Origin of the sequence: Streptomyces sp. SLBN-118 (assembly GCF_006715635.1) — a bacterium.
Classification (GTDB): domain Bacteria; phylum Actinomycetota; class Actinomycetes; order Streptomycetales; family Streptomycetaceae; genus Streptomyces.
Genome location: NZ_VFNP01000001.1, coordinates 3,130,914 through 3,153,837 on the forward strand (window position 1 = coordinate 3,130,914; position 22,924 = coordinate 3,153,837).

Here is a 22,924-nt window from a genome sequence, read left to right on the forward strand (position 1 = left end):
GACTGTGCTGGCCACCGCCGCTGTCGTGCGCAGCACCGTGCTCAATCCCGGCTTCTACAGCCGGGTGATCGAGGAGGACCGGGCCTTCCAGAGGGTCTACGACGAGGTACTGGTCGACCCGCACATCGCTCCGGTCATCCGTGATCTGCTGGGCCGGCTGCCCGTCCCCGCATCCACCGTCACCTCGAACCTCAAGCTCGTGATTCCGCCAGAGACCTTGCGGGCCATGGGCGACCAGCAGGATCGCCGAGATGGTTCACTACCTTGGGGGGGACCGCGACCGACTCCGTCTCACGGTCGACCTCGGGCCTGTCGCCGCGAACATCGAACGGCTCGGCCAGATCTACTTCGCCGATGCCATCGCGTCGCTGCAACAGCGCTCCGAACCCGACTTCGAGGTCTTCAAGGAGCGCCTGTCCAAGGTGGCGGCGCAGTTGGTGGCGGGCGATGTCCGGATCGACGGGCTGCCGTCGCTGGCGCTCTCCCACGACCAGGCGATCTCGGGGCGCGTGCGGCGAAGTCCGTGAACGGCGCACGTGAGGACCCGCGTACTGCGTCGGCGGGGATCTTGAGCATGCCGCTGGAAGCAGCTCTGACTCAGCGCCAGGACTCTGACGCGGCACTTCCCTGACGTCGGCGCCTGATCAGGGCATCCAGTGACCAGTAGGGCGCCCCGGCCAGCACGAGAGGCACCCAGCAAAACATGTACGGGAGATCATTGCCGTAGTAGTACGGCTCGCTCTGCCAGCTCACGGTCAGCCACAGGCTCAGCGAGATGAGCGCACCGCCGAGCGCGGCGAGCCGGGCCAGCAGCCCGACCAGGATGCCGATGCCGACGGCGAGCTCGCCGAAGGCGATCGCATAGCCGAAGCCCACCGGGCTCTTGAGCGCAAGATCGACCAGGGCGGGCACGGCGGCGGTGTCGCGCACGCTGCGCATCAGATCTCCGATGGAGCCGCTGCCGCCGGCCGCCATGAACTGGCTGTCGGTGAGTTTGTCGATGCCCGCATAGATAAAGGTCACGCCGAGGAAGATCCGCAGCGGCACAAGGGCGTAACGGCTCGCCCGCTCCCTCCAGCCGCCGCGCCCGCCGTCGACCGATCCGTAGCCGGCCGTCGTCCGATATGTGTGTGTCATAACTGGTCCCGCCTTCGGGTCGACCCGTCAACTGACCATACGTACGACGAAGCCGGTCCGCTCACCAGCCATGCGACTCACTCTGTGACACGCGGGCCCGGTGAGTCAGTCCCTTCACGTGGATCAGAACCTCGATCAGTCCTTCACGTGGATCAGGCAGCGGTTGCTCTCCACGCCCGCCGCCGTCACCACCCGGACATCCACCTGCCCGGGCTCGACCTCCGCCGGGACCGGCACGGTGAGCACCGTGTCCGTCGGGTTGGCGAAGCCGCCCGGCACCGGGATCAGCGGGACATGGACATGCACGGCGCCGATACGGACGACCATCCGGGCCAGCCGGTCCGGCGTCCCCGCACCCGGCGGCACAAAGCCCGCGCCGCGGATCTCGATGTCGTCTCCCGTACGGATGGGGGCGTCCAGATCCCCGGCCTCACGGGCCCGTACGACCGACAGGACGACTGGCCGGCCGCCCTCCGCGAACTTCCCGGCGACGTATGTCGCCGCCGAGACGGCGACCAGGAGCGCGAGCCCCCACGGCAGATCGGGCAGTTGCTCGGGCCGACGGGCCAGCCGTACCAGCGCGAAGACCACGGCGACCGCGCTGACCAGCGCGTACTGCACATCGGCGAAGCTGCCGCGCCCGCCGTCGTCGCAGAGCAGATCCGCCAGCCGCGGGCGGTCGGCCCGGATCTTCTGCAGCCGCCGGCGCGTGACGCGCACGGCCACCACACCGCGTACGACAACGGCGATGCCGCACACCAGGGCGAGGACCGACAGCATGCCCGCGCCCCGGGCCAGGCCGAGCCCTTCGATCAGCGCGTCCCGGTCGGAGGCGGAGGAGGCCCAGCCCAGCTGGAGAGCGAGGACCAGGACCGCGAAGACGGCCAGCAGCACCCAGGCGATGGCGACAGCGCGGGAGGTGGAGAGGCGGTTGTCCTCGCCGATCAGCGGCGCGAGGAGACCGCCGCGCGAACGGTGCAGCCGTGCGGCCGCGGTCAGCAGCCCGCCGACGGCGACCGCGGCGATCAGCCCCGCCGTCCGGGCGCCGGTCCAACCCGCGCCGATCGCGGTGGCCGCCTGCCCGAGCACCAGCGCCGCGACGCCCGCCCAGACGATCAACAGCGAGCGGCGCCATACCAGGTGGAGCCAGGCCTCGCCCTCTTCACGGCTGCGGTCGGCGACCGCGCGGGCCGACTGGTACAGCTCGTCCGACACCCACTGGCGCGAGGCGCTCGGCGAGTGCGAGAGGGCGACCGGCAGCCCTTGTCCTGCGGCGAGTTCGTCGCGCTTGGCGATGAAGGCCGCCACGGCACGCCGATGCTGTTCGCGCGCGCCGGGCGTGCGTTCTTCGCACTGTCCCGCTTCCTGCACCGCCACGACCGACGCCGCCCTTCCCCGCCTGCTGACTGAACTTCCGTGCAGTTCCTGGGAATTGTGCCGTACGGAAGGGGCCCACGTTCCGGCGCCGGAGGCCAGGGCGGGTGAATGTGCCGCGCCCGGATTGACTTCGGCCACCGGATGGCCGGTTGTGGGCTACTGAAGCAGCCCCGGCTCCTCCTTGCTGATCTGCCGCCACAGGGGCTGGTAGTTGATCCACGCGACCAGATCACTGCCGAGCTGATCGCGCGTGGCCACCGCGTCACGGTGCTCGATCAGCACGGGCTTGCCCGCCGACCGGGCCGCGAGCTGCACCTGCGCGCAGCGCTCCATGGAGATGAACCACCAGGCCGCCGCGTCGACCGAGTCGCCGACCGTGAGCAGCCCGTGGTTGCGCAGGACGACGGCCTTGTACGCACCGAGGGCGTCCGCGATCCGGCGGCCCTCGTCCTCGTCCACGATCACACCGGTGTACGAGTCGACCAGGGCGTGGTCCTCGTAGAAACCGCAGGCTTCCTGGGTGATCGGCTCGATCAGCTCACCGAGGGCGGACAGCGCCCGGCCGTACACGGAGTGGGTGTGTGCCACAGCGACGACATCCGGCCGGGCGCGGTGCACCTGCGCATGCACGGCGAAAGCGGCCTGGTTGACGTGGTGGCGCCCGGCGACGACTTGGCCCCCGGCGTTCACCAGGATCAGATCACCGGCCGTGACCTGCGCGAACGGCATACCGAAGGGGTTGACCCAGAAGCAGTCGGTGAACTCCGGGTCCCGCGCGGTGATGTGGCCGGACACCCCGTCCTCGTAACCGAACCGCCAGAAGAGCCGCAGCGCCCCGGCGAGCCGCTCCTTGCGGTACGCCCGCTCGTCCACCACGGACTCGTGCACCGGCGGCATGGCGAAGCGCAGTTGCTCGACGGGGATGGGCGGGGGCGTCTCGGTCATGGCTGGAAGCTACCTTCGGGCACCCGAAGTGACCAGAGACTTCGCACGCCTTGTACGAGAATGCGCGCATGACCGACACGACATCTCCGCTGGTCCCGCTCCTCGGCCTCGAACCGCACGTCGAGGGCGGCTGGTTCAGGGAGACCTGGAAGACGACGGGCTCGACGACCCCGCCCGGTTACCCCGGCCCGCGGGCGTACGCCACCGGGATCTACTTCCTGCTGCACCCCGGCGAGAGTTCGCGCCGGCACCGCGTACGCTCCGACGAACTCTGGCTCTGGCACCGCGGCGGCCCACTGCGCCTCCACTTCGGCGGCACGGACGAGAAGCCGTCCGAGACGAAGACGCTGACTCTGGGTCCGTCGGTGGAGTCGGGTGAACAGCCCCAGCTCCTGATCCCGGCCGGGACCTGGCAGGCGGCGGAACCCGCGGGCGACGAGCCGGTCCTGGTGACCTGCGTCGTGGCGCCGGGCTTCCACTACGACGACTTCGAGCTGGAGGAGCCGACGTAGAGCAGCTACAGGTTGTCGATCTCGGCGAGGTCGATGTCGATGGTGAAGGGGACGGAGAGCTTGAGGTGGTCGTGGAACACGCCGCTCGGACGGTAGGACCGCGCCTCTTTGTCGAGTTCGAAGACGTGGACGACCGGGTGTTCGTCCGTGCCGGCCATCTCGACCCGCCAAAAGTGCGGGATACCCGCGTTGGCGTACTTGTGCGGCTTGGTGTCCTGGTCACGGGCCTCGGACTCCGGAGAGACCACCTCGACGGCGAGCAACACGTCTCTGACCTCGAAATAGGTCTGGCTTCGGCTCCTTGCGGCCGCGGCGCGCACCACAGCGATGTCCGGCTCCGGGCCATTTCGCTTGTCGATCACCACCGTCATCTCGCGCCGGATTCTCAGCTCAGGCGGCGCGGTGCGACGCAGGCTGCTCACCAGCAGGTCGATCACGATGCTGTGGAAATCCCGCTGCGGGCTCACGAAGACCAGGCTCCCGTCGATCAGCTCTGTGTGCGGCGGGAGGTCGGGCATCGTCAGCAGGTCGTCCACGGTGTAACCGTCCTGCGGCGGCACCGGCCAGGGGTGCGCGATCTCAGCGGTCATAAGTCCTCCCATGGACGGGATTCCGGGCCGTACGGTCAGCGTACCCAGCCGATACGACAACGCCGCCACCCAAACGAATGAGCGGCGGCGTCGGCGTTGACCTTGCAGAGGGGTTACTCCCACTCGATGGTGCCCGGCGGCTTGCTGGTTACGTCCAGCACTACGCGGTTGACGTCCGCGACCTCGTTGGTGATCCGCGTCGAGATCTTCGCCAGCACGTCGTACGGCATCCGAGTCCAGTCCGCCGTCATGGCATCCTCGGACGAGACTGGCCGCAGCACGATCGGGTGACCGTAGGTGCGGCCGTCACCCTGGACACCGACGCTGCGCACGTCCGCGAGCAGCACGACCGGGCACTGCCAGATGTCACGGTCCAGGCCGGCCGCGGTCAGCTCCTCGCGGGCGATCGCGTCCGCCTCGCGCAGCAGGTCCAGGCGATCCCTGGTGACCTCGCCGACGATACGGATACCGAGGCCGGGGCCCGGGAAGGGCTGGCGCTGGACGATCTCCTCCGGCAGGCCGAGCTCCTGGCCGACCATCCGGACCTCGTCCTTGAACAGCTTGCGCAGCGGCTCGACGAGCTCGAACTCGAGGTCCTCGGGAAGGCCTCCGACATTGTGGTGCGACTTGATGTTGGCGGTGCCGGTGCCGCCGCCGGACTCGACGACGTCCGGGTAGAGCGTGCCCTGCACGAGGAAGGCGACGTCCTCGCCGTGCTCGGCCTCGGCGATGATCTCGGCCTGGGCCTGCTCGAAGACGCGGATGAACTCGCGGCCGATGATCTTCCGCTTCTCCTCGGGATCGGAGACCCCTGCCAGCGCGGTAAGGAACCGCTCCTGCGCGTCGACGACCTTCAGCTGGACGCCGGTGGCCGCGACGAAGTCCTTCTCGACCTGCTCGGTCTCGCCCTTGCGCATCAGACCGTGGTCGACGTACACGCAGGTGAGCTGGGAGCCGATGGCCTTCTGTACGAGGGCCGCGGCGACCGCGGAGTCCACGCCGCCCGAGAGACCGCAGATCGCGCGCTTCGTGCCGACCTGCTCGCGGATGGCTGCGACCTGCTCGTCGATGACGTTGCCGGTGGTCCACGTCGGCTCGATGCCGGCGCCGCGGTAGAGGAAGTGCTCGAGTACCTGCTGGCCATACGTCGAGTGCATCACCTCGGGGTGGTGCTGGACTCCGTACAGCCTCTTCTCGTCGTTCTCGAAGGCCGCGACCGGCACGACGTCCGTGGACGCGGTGACGGTGAAGCCCTCGGGCGCGGCGGAGCAGGCGTCGCCGTGTGACATCCACACGGACTGCTCGGCCGGGGTGCCCTCGAAGAGGGTCGAGCCGGTCTTGGAGACATGCAGCGGCGTACGGCCGTACTCACGCGCACCGGTGTTGTCGACGGTCCCGCCGAGCGTCGTCGCCATCAGCTGGAAGCCGTAGCACATGCCGAAAACGGGGACCCCGGCCTCGAAGATCGCGCGGTCCAGCCGGGGAGCACCTTCCGCGTACACCGAGGACGGGCCGCCGGAGAGGATGATCGCCTTGGGGTTCTTGGCCAGCATCTCGGCCACGGGCATCGTCGACGGGACGATCTCGCTGTAGACCCGGGCCTCGCGGACGCGGCGGGCGATGAGCTGGGCGTACTGCGCGCCGAAGTCGACAACGAGGACTACGTCCGGGTTGGAGTGATCTGGCGCGGCAGCGGGGGACGCTGAGGACACTGGCGGCCTTCCGGCGGTGGGAGGGGGTCGGTTTTGTCGATTCTACCGGCGCGCCGGAGCCGCTTTTCGTCTCACCATCCGAACCGGGTTTTCGCGCTCGGCGGCGGGAGGTCCATACTTCCCCCATGCACAAGCAGCTGACCTTCGTCTTTACCTATGGCACCGGCCCGTCCGGCTGCCATGGTCGTGCTGCTTGAGCCACTGACAAGCAACTTCCCAGGCGCCCCGGGCCGACAAGGCCCGGGGCGTTCTGTCATTTCCGGGCCGTGCCGCTCCGGGGCCTCCCGCAAAGGAGCCCCACCATGACCGTCACCGAGCAGCCCGTCACCGAGCGGACCGGCGCCCGCACCGAGGAGGCGGCAGCGCTCATCGGCGACGCCCGCGAGCGCATCGACGCACTCGACGACCGGATCATCGGCCTCGTACAGGAACGGATGGCGGTCTCGGCCGTCATCCAGAAGGCCCGGATCTCCTCCGGCGGCCGCCGCGTGAATCTGTCGCGGGAAATGGAGGTTCTCAGCCATTTCAGCGACGCGCTCGGAAAGCCCGGAACGGCGCTCGCGATGACGCTCCTGGAGCTGTGCAGGGGGCGGATCTGAGGCCGCGCGGATGTACGGAGACGTATCTGAGTTCGGTCGCGTCCTCACCCTTACGGCGCGTGACCGCGCCCGGCGGGGCTTCGTTGTTCCGGTGTCCGTGCCAGCCAGGGGCGACCCGTTCCGTCCGGGGAAGGCGATGTCGCCGAACGACAAGTACGCCTCCCTGGTCGCGGCGGCCGGCTACCTGCCGCTGGTGCTGCGCGGGGAGGACTACCTGGAGCTGCTGCCGGCGGCCTGGCGGGCCATCAACGACTACGGCATCCGCATCGGCCACCGCACCTACGACGCGCCCGGGCTCGGGCCGTGGCGGCGCCAGCACTCCGGGCACGCGGTCAAGCGCGGGCTGTGGGAGGTGCACTACGACCCCTACGACCTCTCCCGCGTCTTCGTTCGACAACAATCAGGGGCCTGCCCGGCTGGGTCGGGGTGCAGCACTTTCTCAATGTCTTCTTGATGACGTTCGTCATCCGTGCTGGGCTGCAAATTTTCGCTGATCACCCTCGGCTGTACTGGACGCGGCACAGCACCCCGGGAAAGGAGTGGTTCCGCGCGCAAAAACCGGTTCCCGCAGACCCCCTGTGGACCGCTAAGAAAGACTCCATCAGTCTGCCGGGCCAGGTCGGGCTGCCCGGAATCCGGCACTCCATCGGGCTGGCCCGGTGGTGGCACCTGGGCATCAGCACGCTATGGGTGCTCAACGGCCTGGTCTTCTACGTCCTGCTGTTCATGACCGGTCAGTGGCGGCTGTTGGTGCCAACAAGCTGGGCCGTCTTCCCTCATGCCGCGTCGGTGCTGATCCAGTATTTGTCGTTGAACTGGCCGACCGAGACCGCATGGGCCAGTTACAACGGCCCTCAGCAGATCGTCTACTTCATCACGGTCTTCGTCGCGGCCCCGGCCGCGCTCGCCACCGGTCTGGGTATGTCCCCAGCACTGTCCACCCGCTTCAAACGGATCAGCAAGGTACTCAGCATCCAAAACGCGCGATCGCTGCACTTCCTCGTGCTGCTGTGGTTGCTGCTCTTCATCGTCATCCACGTGACCCTGGTGTTCACCACCGGACTGTTCCGCAACCTCAACTACGTCTATGCCGCGCGAGGCGGTCATGGCTGGGCCCGCTTCGGGATCTTTGCAGCATCCATGGTGGTCGTCATTGTCCTACCTCGGTGTCTTCTTCCGACGTCTCGCGGCCAGACGCGGCGGCAAACGCGCACTCGTCGCCGTGATGCACAAACTCGCCATCGCCATCTGGCCGTCCTGCACGACAACAGCCCCTATCGTGACCTCGGCCCCGACCACTTCACCCGCCGCGATCCCGAACGTGCCATGCGCCGCATGCTCAGGGAAGCCAACAGCCTCGGCCTGACCATTCGCTTCGAACCCATCACTGCCTGACCGGCTCAACCGTGAGTCATTTTCGTGTCAGACCCGCCGTCAGCGTCGCTCTTGGTTTCCCTGCGGCCGGACCGCCTTGGTGAGGGTGGACTTTGCTGAACGTGCGGCGGCAAATCCGATGGCGCCGAAGCGGCGGAAACCTGGTTACACCCCAAAGCACTCGCCCCGCACCGATGCGTGCGGGGCGATGCGGGAGGGCCTCAGAGGCTGGACGCACACACTCGGCATCTCCTTGGCCGTTCGCTGCAGGCCGGGCCTGGTGGGTGTGGCGTCTGGGGCCTCTTGTCAGCCGCGGTGGACGCAGTAGAGCGTGCCGTTGTGGGAGGCGAGAGCAGGTGCGGAGCCGCCGGTGGAGAGGGTGTTGATCTGCGTGAACGGGCTTCCGAAGCCGCCGAGCACGCTGCCGGTGGTCCAGAACAGGTTCCTGTTGGCATTGTTGCCCCGACCATGCAGTGCAGCTTCCCGTCATGGGAGGCGACGGCCGGGGCAGCGGCGGTGGAGCCCGAGCGGAAGTAGCCAACTGCGCCCCATGAGCTGCGGTAAGAGGTGTAGCACAGGGTGCTGTCCTGGGCCCGGAAGACGCAGACCAGCCCCGGAGCTGTCTGTGGCCAGCGCCGGTGCGGACCGGGTTGCCACGCCGGCAACCTCGATCACGCTGAACGGGGTCCAGGCACGGCCGTCGAAGGTGGCGACGTAGATGTTGTCGTTGGTGCGCTCGCGGACCGCGCAGTAGAGCTTGCCGTCGTAGGCGGCCAGGGCCGGCAGGGTCGCGGTCGAGCCGGAAGGGAACCTGGCGAAGTTGTTCCAGCTGGTGGTGTCGAAGCTGGTCCAGTACAGGCTGTTGTCGCGGCCCCGGACGACGCTGTAGAGCGTGCCGTCGAAGACGGCGAGCGCGGGGGCGGAGGGGCTCGCCGCCGATCCGACCCGTGTGAAGTTTCCCCAGCGGGCGCCATCGAAGGTGCCCCCGGGGAATCGGTAGCGGGCGGCGGAGACGGCCTCGTGGTCGGGGTGGGTGCAGGCGGGCTCGGGGGTGAGGCGATCTCCTTGGCGTGCCCCAGACGGACCTGGCGGGTTCCGTCAGCCAGCCGCGCAACTCGAGCGACGGACACTCCGTCGAGGTCGAGCAGCAACGTCCTATCGTGGGCAAGTCCGCGGCCCTGCATGATTGTTCTGCGAAAAGAACAGAAACAATCACACAGGAGCCGCGGACATCTCGCACACGGGGCCCGAACCACGAGATTGATCACAGGTCGTGATGCCCGGTCAAACTCCAAGGCCCAGCACACATCCGATCCAGCAGATGCTGGGCCGGGCACCGCGCCGGCCGAAGGAGGCGCGCCGCTACCGCCGCGCCTGCTTCGACCTCAGTTGACCCACCACCCGTGCCAGACCTGGTTGGCCCAGCCGTTGAAAGCCAGGGTGTAGATGTTGCCGTTCGAGTCGCCGTCCAGAGTCAGACCGGTTTGGGCGTCCCGATAAGTATTGTCGAGGAGGCTACTATCACCACCCCGCATCCAGTACTGATAGCCGTTGCCCAGCTGGCACGGCATTGTGTAGACGCTTCCCCAGGCGTTGCTGTCCAGGCACCGACCCGTCGCCGCATTACGGAGATAGCGTCTAGTCCCGCCGTCGGCGTAAGTGAAGACATCCCACCGCTGATGGGGGTTGACCCAACTACTGCACGGGGAGGCATAGACGTCACCATTGAAGTTGCTGTCCAGGCAGCGACCGGTCCCTTTGCTTTGGAGCGTTATCTTCCCTTCCTTGTTGATCGGCTTCCCGCATCTATCGTGCAACTCCTCGAAGGTCATAGGCCGGTCCTTAAATGTGAACTGGTCTGGGCTGGTGTGGTTGGCGTCTTCCCCGTCAACTACGGTATTGGTGAAAACAAGAAAGCCTCCGTCAGCCGTCCGCCCCAGATGTCGATGGTACTGCTGAAACATGAGGGCATCGATTTCGGAATTCCCATGTACTACGTAGTACCCCTCCACATGGACCATCGGGACATCGTGCTCGATCCAGCCGACGTAGCTCGGCGGTATTTTGATCGTCAGTGTCGTGGTGTCGGAGTGGCTATCTGTCACACTGTAGCCATATGCAACACTGATACCCGCCTCAAGAACGTCAGGGATGACCGTGGATGTGACCGTCCCCGTAATCGTGACCGAGTTGGTCGTCGCCGTTGTGTCCGTGTACCACTTTTGCATTTCCGAGGTGGTGGAGGCGCAGTTGTAGCCGTCGGGGGTGGCCTGTTGGGCGTTGGTTCGCGTGTACCGATATGAACGGGTCCCGACGAAGTTGCACCGGATGCTCCCATCCGTTTTTTGCGTACCGATGCACTGGTTGTAGGCAGACTGGGTTTCGGACAAGAATTGCGAATAATCGTCGGCGTGCGCCGCCGTTGCGGTCCCCATCAAGAGCGCGATCATGAGGCCGCACACTGTCAGGAGTGCTGTGGATGTTCGATGCCGTGGGTTGGTCGTCATTTCCTTCTCCTCCTTTGAAGGGCCCCTCCAGGGAGCCGGTGATGCCATGCAAGGGGATTGCTCTTGGGTGTTGTCACGGGTCGGCCGCGATGCTCAAGACGCCGCGGCGTGTCGATTGCGTTGTGAGAGCTGGTTGTTGGTGCTCGGGGCCCAGGGGGAGATCGGGGCCTGGCGGCTGGATCGGTGTCGGGTCGCTGGGCACAGTCGGCCGCCGCCTGCCGAGCAGGTCCGGGCGGGCGGCGGTGCGGCCGCTCCCCGGGTTCGGCGACCAGCATCGGTGGCGTGGCGTGGCGTGTGAGCATGCCGACCTCCAGATCATCAATCGCCGGCCGCCTGCGCGTGCGCCGCGCAAGGAGCCCTGTGGCCGAAACCCTGGATCGCAGGCGCCTGAGCCCATGGGGATGTCCGACCGGAACCCGGGTTTCGGGTCGCAGGGGCTTTTCCGGCAGCCGATGAGTGAGGACATAACCGCGGCGACCACCGCCGGAGAGACAGGGCAAGGGTCCGCGTATGTAGAAACTCGTCGAATTCGGTCATGAACACCGGGCAAACAGCGAATCACTACCGGAGGTAGCCCGGCGTTACAACCGACGTGTGTCCATGAAGGGACAGTCGACGCAGTCAGCAGATATGCCAATGGAGCCACCCCCCCCCTTGATTTGATCGTTCAAACTATGAATGCGGCCCGCAGCGCGAAAAACAACCCCAGCTACCACAGGTGCCGTTAACAAGCTGCAAACTAGAGCGCGAACCGGACATCAGCTCACGTATCACCCCCCGAGGAGAGTGTTTACTCAAAACGGGTTGAAATGGTGATCCTGACTCAACGTCAAACGCCCACTGACAGCGGGACGTCGCGCTGCCCGGGTGCCGGTGGTGGGGAAGCGCCAGCGACAGTAGAGCTTTGTCCCACCTGCCATCGTGGCCAAGGGTCGACCTTGGAGAACACCGTAGAACTACCTGTTTTGGCGCTACCGTGCCCCTCGCTCGGCCAGTGACTACACCACTGCGTGGGGCGTGACCCGCTTCAGGTCGGGGACGACAGGGGCCTTTCAAAGTCGGGTTGATCATGTAGGTGTGCTGGTCACGGCGGCGCGACGATGTGCCGGTGGGGCGCTACGAACGCAACGAAGCTCCCGTTGAGAGGGGTGACCTTGCCAAGTCGCCCTGTTCAACCGGAGCTTCGATGTGCCGCCAGTCTGCCGCCGTCTGTCTGGTCAAGTCGCCCACCCGTCAGCAGCGGTGTACGGCCGATCTGGCGGTGCGGCTGCGTACGCTGTCCGATCCGCGCCATCGGCGCGGGGTGCGTCACCCGTTCGTGAGTGTGCTGTTGGTTGCCTGCTCGGCGGTGATCTCCGGGGCGCGTTCCTTCGCGGCGATCGGTCAGTGGGCGAAGAACGCCCCTCAGGAGACCCTGGCCCGGCTCGGCGCCCGCACCACGAGCGTGTTCGGCGTGCGGCTGGCGCCGAGCGGGGCGACCATCCGGCGTCTGGTCAACCGCACCTGCCCCGGAGGGCTTGCCGATCTGCTGGGATGTGATCCCGCGGACGCCGACTCGCTTGCTGTGGACGGCAAATCAGCGCGCGGTTCGCGTACTGACGACAGTCCGGCCGCCCACCTGCTGGCCGCGATCACCGACACCGGACAGGCGGTCACCCAACTGCGCGTTCCCGACAAGACAAATGAAATCACCTGCTTCGCCGCCCTGTTGGAGCCCTACGACCTGGCCGGCGTCGTCGTGACCGCCGATGCTCTGCACACCCAGCGCGATCACGCCCGCTACCTCGGCGAGAAGAGCGCGCATTACGCCTTCACCGTGAAGCGCAACCAGCCGAACCTGTATGCCCAGCTCAAGGCCCTGCCTTGGAAGGAAGCGAGAGCCAGGTTCTACGACCGCAGCACCGGTCACGGCCGGCTGGAAACCCGCGTCGTGCAGGTGTTGACCGTCACCGACCTGGGGGTCGACTTCCCGCACGCCGCCCAGGTCGCCAGGATCGTCCGCCACCGCACGGACCGGAAGACCGGCAGGCGCAGCCGCGAGACGGTCTGCGTGCTGACCGATCTGACCAGCCGCCAGGCGTCCCCGCAGCGCATCGCGCAGCTCATCCGTGCGCAATGGGTGATCGAGAACCGGCTCCACTTCGTTCGCGACGTCACTTTCGCCGAGGACGCCTCCAAGATCCGCACCGGGCACGGCCCCGACAACATGGCCGCCCTCCGCAGCTTCGCCATCAACCCTCTCCGCGCCGCGGGACACACCAACATCGCTGCCGCCCTCCGCGACATGTCCTACGAACCCTTCACCCGGCCCCTCGATCTCCTCAAGATCAGCTGACCTGCGTCGATCCAAAATCAAGAGACTTTGCAACAGCCCTGGGAGGCGGACACGGCGGCTACAACCAGGACCATGAATTCTTCGGCTACCGGCAATCCATTTAGCCCGCTGGACAGCAAGGCCAACGCCTGCGGCACCGTGGACCGGCCTCTGTTTCGCTCAGCACGACGGTGCCCGCCTGGGTGAGGCGTTGCCAAAAACTGCGACGCCTACAACACAGACTGCGGGCGTCCGGCCGGGCCGCGTGACGGGCCCCGGCCGGATGTCCCGGTAGTTCTCGCGGAAAAAACAACGCTAAGGGGCTGCGGGCCAGCTCAGGGTTCGGCGTTACGGGCTGAGGGCGTTGACGCGGTTCGCGTACTCGCGGCGGGCCTTGCGCTGTGCCGCCATGGGCTCCGTCGAGAGGTTGGCAGCGGGCCAGGAGCTGTTGGTGAACCGGCGGGGTGGCGCTGACGCGCAGGGTGTAGCCCTGGCCGCGTCGTAGGGTCACCCCGCGGTTGAGCGCGTCGCGCTCGGCGGGGCTCCAGTTCGGCGGTGCGGAGGAAGTCGGCGACCTTGCCAGGCATGTCGAGGGTGACGGGCAGTTCTGTGGCCGAGGTGTCCGCGTGGCTGGCGGCGGTGTTCTCGGGCAGGAGGCCGGCGGCGGCGGTGCGGACGGCGCCCCGGCTGACGCCGTGCTCGCGGGCCCCCGCATCTCGCCCGGCTGCGTTTCCGCATCATGCGAGTACGGCTCATACGAGTGTGGTCCGGCGCTTTGCCGACCGAGCACGGACGACGATCGTTGATCGACCGCCCCTTTCGCCGCTCTCAACGGGGCATGTACTCCGCCAGCAGGTCCGCGATGGCGGCGTGCCCCGTCCCCTTGTCCCAGGACGCCTCGTCTGAGCTGGTGAGCACGATCAGCTCGGTGCCGTCGGGCCGGGGGCTGCGGGAGACCTCGCAGGTGCCGTTCGGCCTGGCTTCCGCAAGCTTGCGCAGCTCCGTCTCGATGTCTTTGCCGCACCACGCGCGGGCCAGGTCCAGCGCTGTGTGGCCCTGTCCGTCGGTGCGGCGGGCGTCGGCGCCATGGCGCAGCAGGTCCCGCACGATGCCTGTCGCTCCGAACTCGGCCGCGGCCATCAGGGGAGTGCGGTCGAGGTGGCCGGCATCGGGGTCGGCGTTCGCTTCCAACAGGAGCCGGGCGGTCTCGTGGTGACCACCGGCGGCTGCCCACAGCAGAGCGGTGTAGCCGGCGCCGTCGTCCTCCCTGAGACGGGGATCCGCGCCGTGGGAGAGCAGCTCACGCACCGCCGCGCTGTAGCCCCAGCAGGCCGCCGCACACAGCGGCAGCCCTTCACTCCCAGGTCCCCGGCTCTCCTCGTCGGGTGAGGCGCCTGCGTCCAGGAGCAGGCGCACGATGTCTGCCTCTCCCGACACCGCGGCCAGGTACACGGGGGTCTCGCCGACGGCACTCGCCGCGGACGGGGAGGCCCCTGTGCGCAGGAGTTCTTCCACCCGCCCCGTTCGCCGTTCGTAGATGGCGCGGATGAGCTGATCGGTCAGCGCTGTGGTCACGCTTGTCACCTTCTTTGCGTACGGTGCTTGGATGCCGGGTCGAGTCCCGGTTGCCGACGGTGCCGAGCTGTATGCATGTCTTCAGCCTGACACCGCTCCGGCGCTTTTTTGTCACTCCAAGACACACCTGCATCCGACTCAGGAGGGACGGGGTGGTCCGATAGTCCTAGACGAGCTACCCCGATCGTGCTCAGTGGTCTTCAGGCGATGAGGAAGCGGGTGAGGGGCGAGTGGGTCTTGTGGTTGTGCCAGATCGCGGCGGTCATCGCCAAGGGGCACCGGGCGGCGCGGACGGCGACGCCCTCGTGGGTAAGTCCGCCGTGCTGTTCGAGGTCCCACTGCCCCTTCAGGGTGTTGTTTACGGACTCGATCAACTGCCGCACGGACTTCAGCAGCCTCTCTCCAGGACGTTTCTTCTCCCGCTTGAACGAAGGCCGCAGCAAGGTGATCCCACGTAGAGCGAGGTTGCTCTCGAATTCCTTGGACGCGAAATCCTTGTCGGAGATCAGCAGTAGCCTGGGGCGTTCGGTGATCAGCTGTTCATCGACGTCGCATGGCCTGTGGCACCTCGCGCTCGTCAGGTTTCGGGCGGGGCGGCCCCAGGATCGGTCTACTTGCTGCCGGCTTTGTTCTCGGCGATCCAGTCGGTGTTGGACTGCCAGCCGTACAGAGTATTGCCGTCGAGGAACGTGTAGTACAGGCCGCAGCGAGCCGTGGGCTTGGCGGCCGCGTCCTTGGGAAACCAGTCGGCCTTGAGTGCAGGTCCGGGGAGATTGGCAGTGGGCTTGTAGGGAGTGCAGCCGGCGGGCATGGACGCGGAGGGCAGGGTGGCCTTGAGAAGCCGGTCGCCGCCGGTTGTCTTCATCTCGTACGCGACGCTTGTCGCGCCGTCGGGTATCCACCGTGGGAAGGAGGCCCGGTCGGCCTTGGCTTCGGCCGCTGTCTTGTAGGAGGACGCCTCGTCGTGGCGATGGTGGTACCAGTCAGACGCGGCCGGCACAGTGAAAGCGGCAACGGCGCCGATGGCGATCACGGTGGAAACTCCGGCGATGACAGCCGTCCGGTTCCTGGGCATATCAGGCTCCTCAAAGGTGGGAGGTTCATATTCCACTCTCCCCGTCCGGCGAAGCCCGATCCATACGTCCCAAGAAGTGTTTCCGCATACATCTCCAGTCGGATGCCCCCTCCCCTATATGGACCCCAGATGCGGTTGCAGTACTAACAGGAAGGCAGCTCACGGCGAACTCGTGCGGCGGCGCCCGTCTACCGCCATAGGAAACGCAAGATCCAGTTACACAGGCCGGGCTCACCCCGGGCATCGGGTTTCTTCATCCCACAGATCAGCACCGCACGCGGATGCAACGATGAACGTCAACGGACACCACGCGTGGCTTCGCTGGGGCGTGTGACGTACCGCAGGTGCGTCGTGGGACCTCGCCCCAGCGCGCGTGACCGGTCGGCAGGGGACAGCAGCCCGGTCACCCCAAGGGCGGTCGGCTCCGGGGACGCCCGGTGCCGACCGCATCCGGTCCAAACGGTTGCGCTCGCCGCAGCCCGTCCAGCACGATGCAAGAGAAGCGCGTCCCCCTCTGCGCGACACAACCGCCAAAGGTCGATACCACCCGAGCGCCCTCCGTGCGCCGGGTCGGCGACCTTCCCCACGCGGTGCTACCCCCCGGCGCCGCGCCTCGGCACCGGCGCCGCCCTGACGTCGGTGCTGACCCCCAAGGGCCCTGCGGATGGTGCATTCGCGGGGCCCTTGGCCGTGCCCTCCGGCCCTTTGCGAATTCACTCCCGTGGCATGTGACGGGGGCCACATAAATTTTCTGTGAGTGCGAGGGCAACCTTTTCGGCCACTGGCCGGTCAAGCATGCGAAACAACGGCCTCACCTGTGCACCCCCACCTCGGTAGGCCCATCAGACTCCGTGCCGCGCGAGCGGTACGCCGGACTTCACTGAGGTCTTAATGAAGCTTCGCCGCGCTATGGCCGTCGCTGCAGCGACCGCTGTCATAGCACCCGCCGCGTTCCTGACGGCTCCGGCCGCGTACGCGGACGACCCGTCTCCGACGCCGACCGACACGGCGAGCAGTTCGCCGTCGGAGACGGCCGGCACCCCCTCGGAGACGGCGGGCACTCCCTCGGAGACGGCGACCGCGCCGGCCGCGGCCCAGAGCAGCACCCCGGCGGCCACCCCGAGCACCTCGGCGGCCTCGTCTTCCGCTCCGGCCACCACGCCGAGCCCGTCCGCCACGACGCCGGACGAGTTCCCCTGTGACCTGAACGAAGAGCCGAAGTTCGACAAGAGCCTGCAGACCAGCCTCTCCGGTCTGCCGTCGAAGATCGTCGCGGGCAGCGGCTACCACGAGTTCAAGCTGAACGTCAGCAACAAGGGCGAGAGCAGCTACAAGCGTGTCGACCTCGGCGTCTTCGCCGCTCAGATCGACGAGGACACGTGGAACGAGGTCACCGGCCACCTGTCCCTGCAGTACAAGGACCCCGAGTCCGGCAAGTGGACCGCCATCTCCCTCGACGAGAACGACGAGGGCGCCGGTTACCTCGGCTACACCGACGTCAAGGCGAAGGAGTCCTTCTCCATCGACCTGCGTCTGAGCGTCGACAAGTCCGCCCCGGCCGGCTTCGGCTACGCCATCAGCATCGGCATCTACGCCGACGACAAGGGCAACTGCGTCTTCTCCGACGACGAGTCCTACTACGAGTTCGACATCCTCGCCGCGGGCGCGAAGCCCGGTGACGTCGACGACGCCGAGCCGCAGGAGGGTGGCAAGAAGCCGCTGCCGTCCAAGAAGCCGGCCGGCAACACGGAGATCCAGCCGCAGGGCAACCTCGCCTCGACCGGTTCCAACTCCATGCTGCCGACCGTCGGCATCGCCGGTGGCATCGCCATCGTCGCCGGTGCCGGGGTCGTCTTCGCGATGAAGCGCCGCCGCAGCGGTGACGCCGCCGCGTAACACCCGGCCCTGAAGCCAGAAGGCCGCTGCACTCGGAGGGGGGTGCAGCGGCCTTCGTATGTCCGGGCTGGTCAGGACTGTTTCGGCGGGACCGCCGGCATGCCCAGGAACGGCAGCCTCAGCGCCCCGAACGCCGAATCCGGCACCGCCGGTGACTTCGGGGCCACCGCCGGGAGGCGCTCGTAGGCCGCGCCCTGCTGCGGGCGGGTGTCCTCCTCGCCGTTGTTGGGCCAGAGCGAGATCGCCCGCTCCGCCTGTGCCGTGATCGTCAGCGACGGGTTCACACCCAGGTTCGCCGAGACCGCCGCGCCGTCGACGACCGAGATGCCCGGGTGGCCCCACAGCCGGTGGTACGGGTCAATGACACCCTCCTCGGCGGAGGCGCCGATCGGGCAGCCGCCCAGGAAGTGGGCCGTCAGCGGGGTCCCCATCAGTTCGCCGATGTTGGAGCCCGCGTAGCCGTTGATCTCCTCGGCGAGCAACGACGCGGCGCGGGTGGCCTCCGGGATCTGGTTGGGGTTGGGAGCACCGTGGCCCTGGCGGGCGGTGAGCAGTCCCTTGCCGATGCCTTTCGACTTGCGGTACGTCGTCAGGGAGTTGTCCAGCGACTGCATGACCAGACCAATGATGGCCCGCTCCGACCAGCGGCGGCTGGAGAGCGAACGGACCGCGAGCCAGGGGTGCCTGGCCATGTTGCCGAGCCAGGCCGCGACCCGGGACCGGGCGCTGTAGGGGACCTGGAGGATCGTCAGGCTGCCCATCGCGTTCGAGCCCCTGCCGTAACGCACCGGCTCGATGTGGGTGTTCTCGTCGGGGTGGATCGAGGACGTGATGGCGACTCCGCGCGTGAAGTCGACCTTCTCGGCTCCGTGCTTCCTGCGGTAGCGGCGGTTGTCGGTCAGCGCTCCCACCAGGGCCTCGGAGTTGGTACGGGTCAGCTCGCCCAGCCGCGTCGAGATCCGCGGCAGAAGTCCGCTGTCCTTCATCCGGTGCAGGAGGGTCTGGGTGCCGTAGGTACCGGCGGCGATGACGACCCGGCGCGCCGTGAACGTACGCCCCTGCCCCTTGCGCTTGTTGTCGCTGGGCAGGGTGCTGACCGCGAAGCCGCCGCGCGAGTCCTCGGTGACGGAGACGACCGAGGTCATGGGGTGGACTTCCGCGCCCGCCCTTTCCGCCAGGTAGAGGTAGTTCTCGTTGAGGGTGTTCTTCGCGCCGTGGCGGCAGCCCGTCATGCATTCGCCGCACTCGGTGCACGCCTTGCGGGAGGGACCCACTCCCCCGAAGTACGGGTCGTCGACCTCCTCCCCCGGCCTGGCCGTCGCCGTGCCGTCGGCGTCCTCGCCGTCGCCGAAGTAGACGCCGACCGGGGCCATGTGGAAGGTGTCGCCCACGCCCATCGCCTGGGCGGTCGCCTTGAGATGGATGTCCGAGGGGGTCATCGTCGGGTTGAGCCGCACGCCCAGCATCCGCTTGGCCTGGTCGTAGTACGGAGCGAGCTCGTCCTGCCAGTCGGTGATGTCCTTCCACTGCGGGTCCTGGAAGAAGGCCGCGGGCGGGACGTACAGAGTGTTGGCGTAGTTGAGCGACCCGCCGCCCACCCCCGCGCCCGCCAGCACCATCACATTGCCGAGCAGATGGATGCGCTGGATGCCGAAGAGGCCGAGCGCAGGGGCCCAGAGATAGTTGCGCAGGTCCCAGGAGTTCTTGGGCAGCGTCTCGCGCGTGAAGCGGCGGCCCGCCTCCAGGACGCCGACCCGGTAGCCCTTCTCGGTCAGCCGCAGCGCGGAGACCGAGCCGCCGAAGCCCGAGCCGACGACGATGACGTCGTAGTCGTACGCGGATTCTTCCTGATTCTGGGCAGGGGGTACCTCGGGCATGACTCTCCTCGGTGCAAAAGGTGTCGACTAGCGAAGGCGCAGGGCCTTCATCGCCTTCAGGCTGCGGCTCATGAAAGCGGCGTACTTCTCGTCGTCCATGCCGAAGGACGGCGCCAGCGGCATCAGCCGCTGCTGGGCCACGGTCTGTGCCTCGGTGTACTTGAGGATGCCCTCCGAACCGTGTCGCCGGCTGAGGCCGGAGTCCTTCATGCCGCCCATCGGGGACTGCACGCTGCCGTACGCGGGGGCGTAGCCCTCGTTGATGTTGACGGTGCCGGTGCGCAGCTTCGCGGCGACGGCGTGGCCGCGCTTGCCGTCCTTGGTCCAGACGCTCGAATTCAGGCCGTACGGAGTGGCATTGGCCTGCTTGACGACCTCGTCCTCGTCCTTGAAGCGGTAGATCGAGACGACAGGGCCGAAGGTCTCCTCGGTGCAGACGGCCATCGGCGCCTCGACGCCGTCCAGGATCGTCGGCTCGTAGAACAGCGGGCCGACGTCGGGGCGCGCGACGCCGCCCGCAACGAGCGTGGCGCCCTTGGCGACGGCCTCCTCGACATGGCGGGTGACGGTCTCCAGCTGACGCTCGCCCACCAGAGAGCCCATGTCGGCTCCGTACGCGAGGGAGTTGCCGAGGCGCATCGCCTTCGTACGGGCGGCGAACCGATCCACGAAGACGTCGGCGATCGACTCGTGGACGTACAGCCGCTCGATGGAGATGCAGAGCTGGCCCGCGGAGGAGAAGCAGGCGCGGATCGCTCCGGCCGCGGCCTTCTCGATGTCGGCGTCGTGCAGCACCAGCATGGCGTTCTTGCCGCCGAGTTCGAGGGAGACGCCGACCAGGCGGGCGGCCGCGCCCTGGGCGACCTCGCGGCCGGTGCGAGTGGAACCGGTGAAGGAGACGTAATCCGCGTGCTTGACGACTTCCGGGCCGACAACCGGGCCTTCGCCGATGACGATCTGGAAGACCTCGGCGGGCATTCCGGCCTCGATGAGCAGGTCGCGGGCCCACAGCGCGGTGAGCGCGGTCTCGGTGTCGGGCTTCATCACGACGGCGTTGCCGGAGACGAACGCGGGGAGCGCATCGCCGACGGAGAGTTCGAACGGGTAGTTCCAGGGCGCGATCTGGCCGACGACGCCGCGCGGCTGACGCAGTTCGGTGGTCTTCGTCAGGACGGGGACCACACCCATGTGGCGCTTGGGCTTGAGATAGGCGGGCGCCTTCCGGCCGTAGTGACGGGCGGCAACGGCGACGGCCTGGACCTCCTCGTGCGCGTGGAGGCGGGCCTTGCCGGTCTCCAGCTGGATGAGGTCGAGGACCTCGGCCTGGCGCTCGAGTACGAGGTCGTGGAAGCGGAGCAGGACGGCTGCGCGGGCGCGGGCCGGAATCGCGGCCCAGGCGGGCTGGGCCGCCCGGGCGCGCTCAAAGGCCTCGGCGACGTCCTCGGGGGTGGACTCGGGCAGATCAGCCAGCTTCCGACCGGTGAAGGGGGTGTGGTTCGCGGTACGGCCGGAGCCGATCACACCGCGGGTGAGCTGCGCGACCACCTCGGGAGTGACCACGTCTGCTGCGGTGCGCGCACCGGCCGGGGCGGCTGCTGTCGGATTGGTGCCCAGGGCGGCGGCGGGGGCCTGCGAGTCCGTCATGGGGGCGAGAGTATGCGGCATCCCGCAGTTTGGGTACCCGTCAGTAACGGCTTTTCACCGGGCCCTCACCATCGCGCCAGCGATCACTGGCAGATAAGCCCTGATCAGGGGGCTTGCCCCGGCTTTCTGGGCTTCAGCACCGGATGCAGAGCCGTGACCTCGGCCCGCGTCGTGCCGCCCGCCCGATGTCACCCCGCGGGTGTGAAGGAGTCCAGCGCGGTGTCGAAGTGCCGTCGCGCCTCGTCCGTCCTGCCGACCGGGGCCGAGACCCACACGTCGTACATCGTGCCGTTCTCGTCCCAGCAGATGTCGAACGTGTGCCGGTCCCCCTCGGCCTTGGAGAAGCCGTCCCAGGAGAACTCCCAGAGCGCGGCGGTCAGCCCGTTGTGCGTGGTCGGGGTGACCTTGCCGTCGCGGTAGCCGGGGTTGGTGTTCGGTCCGTCCGCGTCCGAGCGGCGCATCGATCCGAGCGGCCCGTCGGGAGCCGGGCTCTGTACCCGGATGCCGATCCTGATGTCCTTGTCCGGCGCCATGTAGTAGACGCGCTTGTCGTCCTGGGAGCGTACGAAGCCCTCGGGGACGACGAGCGCGAAGCCGTCCGGGTCGGAGACCGAGAGATATCCCTCGGGCGCGACGGGCTTCTTGGCGGGTGGCGGCGTGGGCGACCTGGTCACGGTCACCGTGGGATTCGGCTCGGCTTTCGCGGCGGGCGACTGTGCCGCACTCACCGAAGGCGAACTGGTCTCCTTGGTACTGCTCGGACCCGCGGCGGCGCCGCCACCTCCGTCGCCCTGGAACAGGACCGCTGCCGCCCCTCCCGCCCCGGCCAGCGCGGCGACGAGCGCCGCCACGGCCAGCAGCGGCGCATGCCGGCGTCCAGCACGCGCGGGCGCAGGGGTCACGGGCTGCTGCGGCGCGGGCGCGCGTGGCGTCGGAGTACTGTCGCGGCCCGTGTCGCGGCGGGAGTCCGCCCGGGCGTCGCGGCGGGTGGGGACGTTCAGCCCGGCGGGCACCGGTACGGCCCCCGTCGTGACGTACGTACGCAGCAGTTCCTCCGCCTCCGTCGCGCCGAGCCTGCGCTCCGGGTCCCGGTCGAGCAGCCCCAGCACGACCGGCAGCAGCGGAGCGGCCTGGGCGGGCGGGCGGATCTCGTCCTCGACGACCGCGTGCAGAATGCCGCCCAACGAGTCGCGGCGGAACGGCGATTCGCCGCTCACCGCCGCGCAGAGGAGCACTCCCAGCGACCACAGATCCGACTCGGGGCCGGCTGTCTCGCCCTGCATCCGCTCCGGCGCGGTGTACTCGGGCGATCCGACGAACGACCCCGAATCGGTGATCGTCGTGGACCCGGCGAGCTGTGCGATACCGAAATCGGTCAGGACGACCCGCCCCGTGGACTCCTCGATGAGGACATTGGCGGGCTTCAGATCACGGTGCAGCACACCCAGTTGATGCGCGGCCCGCAGTGCGCCGAGCAGCGCGAGCCCGATCCGCGCCGCCTCCGCCACGTCGACGGGTCCGCCGCGGGTGATCCGTTCGGCGAGCGAGCCGCCGTCGACCAGTTCCATGACGATGTACGGAAGTCCGTCGTCGACGACCACGTCATGGACGACGATCACATGCGGATGCTTGACCCGGGCAACGGCGCGGGCCTCCCGCAGCGGCGCGGCCGCGGATGTGTACGGGGACGCCGAACGGCCGCCCCTCGCATCCTCCGGATGGAGCTCCTTGACGGCTACCCGACGGCCGAGCAGCTCGTCGTCCGCCCGCCACACGGTGCCCATGCCTCC

At 68.0% G+C, this 22,924-nt stretch carries 18 protein-coding genes and 1 pseudogene; 7 read left to right on the top strand and 12 right to left on the bottom strand.

Features of this window, described 5'->3' with window-relative positions:
- Positions 1–251: 251 nt before the first annotated feature.
- On the top strand, positions 252–527 hold the full coding sequence (locus tag FBY35_RS14055) for a hypothetical protein (RefSeq protein WP_142214138.1): 276 nt from the start codon (positions 252–254) through the stop codon (positions 525–527).
- Positions 528–597: 70 nt separating this feature from the next.
- Here FBY35_RS14055 and FBY35_RS14060 read toward each other — a convergent pair whose 3' ends face one another.
- The 3 genes from FBY35_RS14060 to FBY35_RS14070 all read right to left on the bottom strand — a co-directional run bounded on the left by FBY35_RS14060 (position 598) and on the right by FBY35_RS14070 (position 3,459).
- Entirely contained in the window at positions 598–1,137 is a 540-nt protein-coding gene (locus FBY35_RS14060) for a DoxX family protein (RefSeq protein WP_142214139.1), read from the bottom strand.
- Between the two features lie 135 nt (positions 1,138–1,272).
- The gene (locus FBY35_RS14065) at positions 1,273–2,514 is read right to left on the bottom strand and encodes a hypothetical protein (protein ID WP_260848611.1); all 1,242 of its coding nucleotides are present in this window, start codon (positions 2,512–2,514) and stop codon (positions 1,273–1,275) included.
- A gap of 156 nt (positions 2,515–2,670) precedes the next feature.
- Positions 2,671–3,459 carry a class II aldolase/adducin family protein gene (locus FBY35_RS14070; protein WP_142214140.1) on the bottom strand — a complete coding sequence of 263 codons (789 nt, stop codon included), beginning with the start codon at positions 3,457–3,459 and terminating at the stop codon, positions 2,671–2,673.
- A 68-nt stretch (positions 3,460–3,527) separates the two neighbouring features.
- Between FBY35_RS14070 and FBY35_RS14075 the strand changes: the two genes are divergently transcribed.
- Positions 3,528–3,971 (top strand): cupin domain-containing protein, encoded by a 444-nt coding sequence (locus FBY35_RS14075; RefSeq protein WP_142214141.1) that lies wholly within the window; start codon positions 3,528–3,530, stop codon positions 3,969–3,971.
- Positions 3,972–3,976: 5 nt separating this feature from the next.
- Here the strand turns inward: FBY35_RS14075 and FBY35_RS14080 are convergent, their stop codons facing one another.
- Entirely contained in the window at positions 3,977–4,561 is a 585-nt protein-coding gene (locus FBY35_RS14080; protein WP_142214142.1) for a Uma2 family endonuclease, read from the bottom strand.
- A gap of 113 nt (positions 4,562–4,674) precedes the next feature.
- Positions 4,675–6,273, bottom strand: coding sequence for a glutamine-hydrolyzing GMP synthase (gene guaA / locus FBY35_RS14085; RefSeq protein WP_142214143.1), 1,599 nt, complete (start codon positions 6,271–6,273; stop codon positions 4,675–4,677).
- A 302-nt stretch (positions 6,274–6,575) separates the two neighbouring features.
- Here guaA and FBY35_RS14090 point away from each other — a divergent pair, with 302 nt between their 5' ends.
- The 3 genes and pseudogenes from FBY35_RS14090 (at position 6,576) to FBY35_RS14100 (ending at position 8,267) form a co-directional block, all read left to right on the top strand.
- Positions 6,576–6,872: a chorismate mutase gene (locus tag FBY35_RS14090; RefSeq protein ID WP_142214144.1), complete on the top strand. Its 297-nt coding sequence runs from the start codon at positions 6,576–6,578 to the stop codon at positions 6,870–6,872.
- A 112-nt stretch (positions 6,873–6,984) separates the two neighbouring features.
- Positions 6,985–7,278 (top strand): annotated as a pseudogene (locus FBY35_RS14095) (Mu transposase C-terminal domain-containing protein); the annotation flags it as partial.
- A gap of 47 nt (positions 7,279–7,325) precedes the next feature.
- Positions 7,326–8,267 (top strand): cytochrome b/b6 domain-containing protein, encoded by a 942-nt coding sequence (locus FBY35_RS14100; protein WP_222123129.1) that lies wholly within the window; start codon positions 7,326–7,328, stop codon positions 8,265–8,267.
- A gap of 1,364 nt (positions 8,268–9,631) precedes the next feature.
- Here FBY35_RS14100 and FBY35_RS37100 read toward each other — a convergent pair.
- Positions 9,632–10,753 (bottom strand): ricin-type beta-trefoil lectin domain protein, encoded by a 1,122-nt coding sequence (locus tag FBY35_RS37100; protein WP_260848612.1) that lies wholly within the window; start codon positions 10,751–10,753, stop codon positions 9,632–9,634.
- A 1,186-nt stretch (positions 10,754–11,939) separates the two neighbouring features.
- Between FBY35_RS37100 and FBY35_RS14110 the strand changes: the two genes are divergently transcribed.
- Complete coding sequence (locus FBY35_RS14110) at positions 11,940–13,088, top strand: ISAs1 family transposase (protein ID WP_260848613.1); 1,149 nt, start codon at positions 11,940–11,942, stop codon at positions 13,086–13,088.
- A gap of 807 nt (positions 13,089–13,895) precedes the next feature.
- Here FBY35_RS14110 and FBY35_RS14120 read toward each other — a convergent pair.
- From FBY35_RS14120 to FBY35_RS14130, 3 genes are all read right to left on the bottom strand, one after another.
- Positions 13,896–14,642, bottom strand: coding sequence for an ankyrin repeat domain-containing protein (locus FBY35_RS14120; RefSeq protein WP_160159267.1), 747 nt, complete (start codon positions 14,640–14,642; stop codon positions 13,896–13,898).
- A 200-nt stretch (positions 14,643–14,842) separates the two neighbouring features.
- Positions 14,843–15,085 carry a hypothetical protein gene (locus tag FBY35_RS36425; RefSeq protein ID WP_186356933.1) on the bottom strand — a complete coding sequence of 81 codons (243 nt, stop codon included), beginning with the start codon at positions 15,083–15,085 and terminating at the stop codon, positions 14,843–14,845.
- 167 nt (positions 15,086–15,252) lie between these two features.
- Positions 15,253–15,717: a hypothetical protein gene (locus FBY35_RS14130; protein ID WP_142214146.1), complete on the bottom strand. Its 465-nt coding sequence runs from the start codon at positions 15,715–15,717 to the stop codon at positions 15,253–15,255.
- Positions 15,718–16,626: 909 nt separating this feature from the next.
- On the opposite strand from FBY35_RS14130, the gene FBY35_RS14135 reads away from it, so the two are divergent.
- On the top strand, positions 16,627–17,613 hold the full coding sequence (locus FBY35_RS14135) for an LPXTG cell wall anchor domain-containing protein (protein ID WP_260848614.1): 987 nt from the start codon (positions 16,627–16,629) through the stop codon (positions 17,611–17,613).
- A 71-nt stretch (positions 17,614–17,684) separates the two neighbouring features.
- Here FBY35_RS14135 and FBY35_RS14140 read toward each other — a convergent pair whose 3' ends face one another.
- The 3 genes from FBY35_RS14140 to FBY35_RS14150 all read right to left on the bottom strand — a co-directional run bounded on the left by FBY35_RS14140 (position 17,685) and on the right by FBY35_RS14150 (position 22,918).
- On the bottom strand, positions 17,685–19,490 hold the full coding sequence (locus FBY35_RS14140; RefSeq protein WP_142214148.1) for a GMC oxidoreductase: 1,806 nt from the start codon (positions 19,488–19,490) through the stop codon (positions 17,685–17,687).
- A gap of 27 nt (positions 19,491–19,517) precedes the next feature.
- A complete protein-coding gene (locus FBY35_RS14145) occupies positions 19,518–21,134 on the bottom strand; it encodes a succinic semialdehyde dehydrogenase (RefSeq protein WP_142214149.1) in 1,617 nt (538 codons plus the stop codon).
- A gap of 188 nt (positions 21,135–21,322) precedes the next feature.
- Complete coding sequence (locus FBY35_RS14150; RefSeq protein WP_142215068.1) at positions 21,323–22,918, bottom strand: serine/threonine-protein kinase; 1,596 nt, start codon at positions 22,916–22,918, stop codon at positions 21,323–21,325.
- Positions 22,919–22,924: the final 6 nt, after the last annotated feature.

What these genes read in the sequence shown, in the direction of transcription:
- FBY35_RS14055 (WP_142214138.1), top strand. Translation starts at nt 252, where the DNA reads ATGGTTCACTACCTTGGGGGGGACCGCGACCGACTCCGTCTCACGGTC.
- FBY35_RS14140 (WP_142214148.1), bottom strand. Translation starts at nt 19,490, where the DNA reads ATGCCCGAGGTACCCCCTGCCCAGAATCAGGAAGAATCCGCGTACGAC.
- FBY35_RS14090 (WP_142214144.1), top strand. Translation starts at nt 6,576, where the DNA reads ATGACCGTCACCGAGCAGCCCGTCACCGAGCGGACCGGCGCCCGCACC.
- FBY35_RS14145 (WP_142214149.1), bottom strand. Translation starts at nt 21,134, where the DNA reads ATGACGGACTCGCAGGCCCCCGCCGCCGCCCTGGGCACCAATCCGACA.
- FBY35_RS14070 (WP_142214140.1), bottom strand. Translation starts at nt 3,459, where the DNA reads ATGACCGAGACGCCCCCGCCCATCCCCGTCGAGCAACTGCGCTTCGCC.
- FBY35_RS37100 (WP_260848612.1), bottom strand. Translation starts at nt 10,753, where the DNA reads ATGACGACCAACCCACGGCATCGAACATCCACAGCACTCCTGACAGTG.
- FBY35_RS14135 (WP_260848614.1), top strand. Translation starts at nt 16,627, where the DNA reads ATGGCCGTCGCTGCAGCGACCGCTGTCATAGCACCCGCCGCGTTCCTG.
- FBY35_RS14150 (WP_142215068.1), bottom strand. Translation starts at nt 22,918, where the DNA reads ATGGGCACCGTGTGGCGGGCGGACGACGAGCTGCTCGGCCGTCGGGTA.
- FBY35_RS14060 (WP_142214139.1), bottom strand. Translation starts at nt 1,137, where the DNA reads ATGACACACACATATCGGACGACGGCCGGCTACGGATCGGTCGACGGC.
- FBY35_RS14100 (WP_222123129.1), top strand. Translation starts at nt 7,326, where the DNA reads ATGACGTTCGTCATCCGTGCTGGGCTGCAAATTTTCGCTGATCACCCT.
- FBY35_RS14080 (WP_142214142.1), bottom strand. Translation starts at nt 4,561, where the DNA reads ATGACCGCTGAGATCGCGCACCCCTGGCCGGTGCCGCCGCAGGACGGT.
- FBY35_RS14075 (WP_142214141.1), top strand. Translation starts at nt 3,528, where the DNA reads ATGACCGACACGACATCTCCGCTGGTCCCGCTCCTCGGCCTCGAACCG.
- FBY35_RS14110 (WP_260848613.1), top strand. Translation starts at nt 11,940, where the DNA reads ATGTGCCGCCAGTCTGCCGCCGTCTGTCTGGTCAAGTCGCCCACCCGT.
- FBY35_RS14130 (WP_142214146.1), bottom strand. Translation starts at nt 15,717, where the DNA reads ATGCCCAGGAACCGGACGGCTGTCATCGCCGGAGTTTCCACCGTGATC.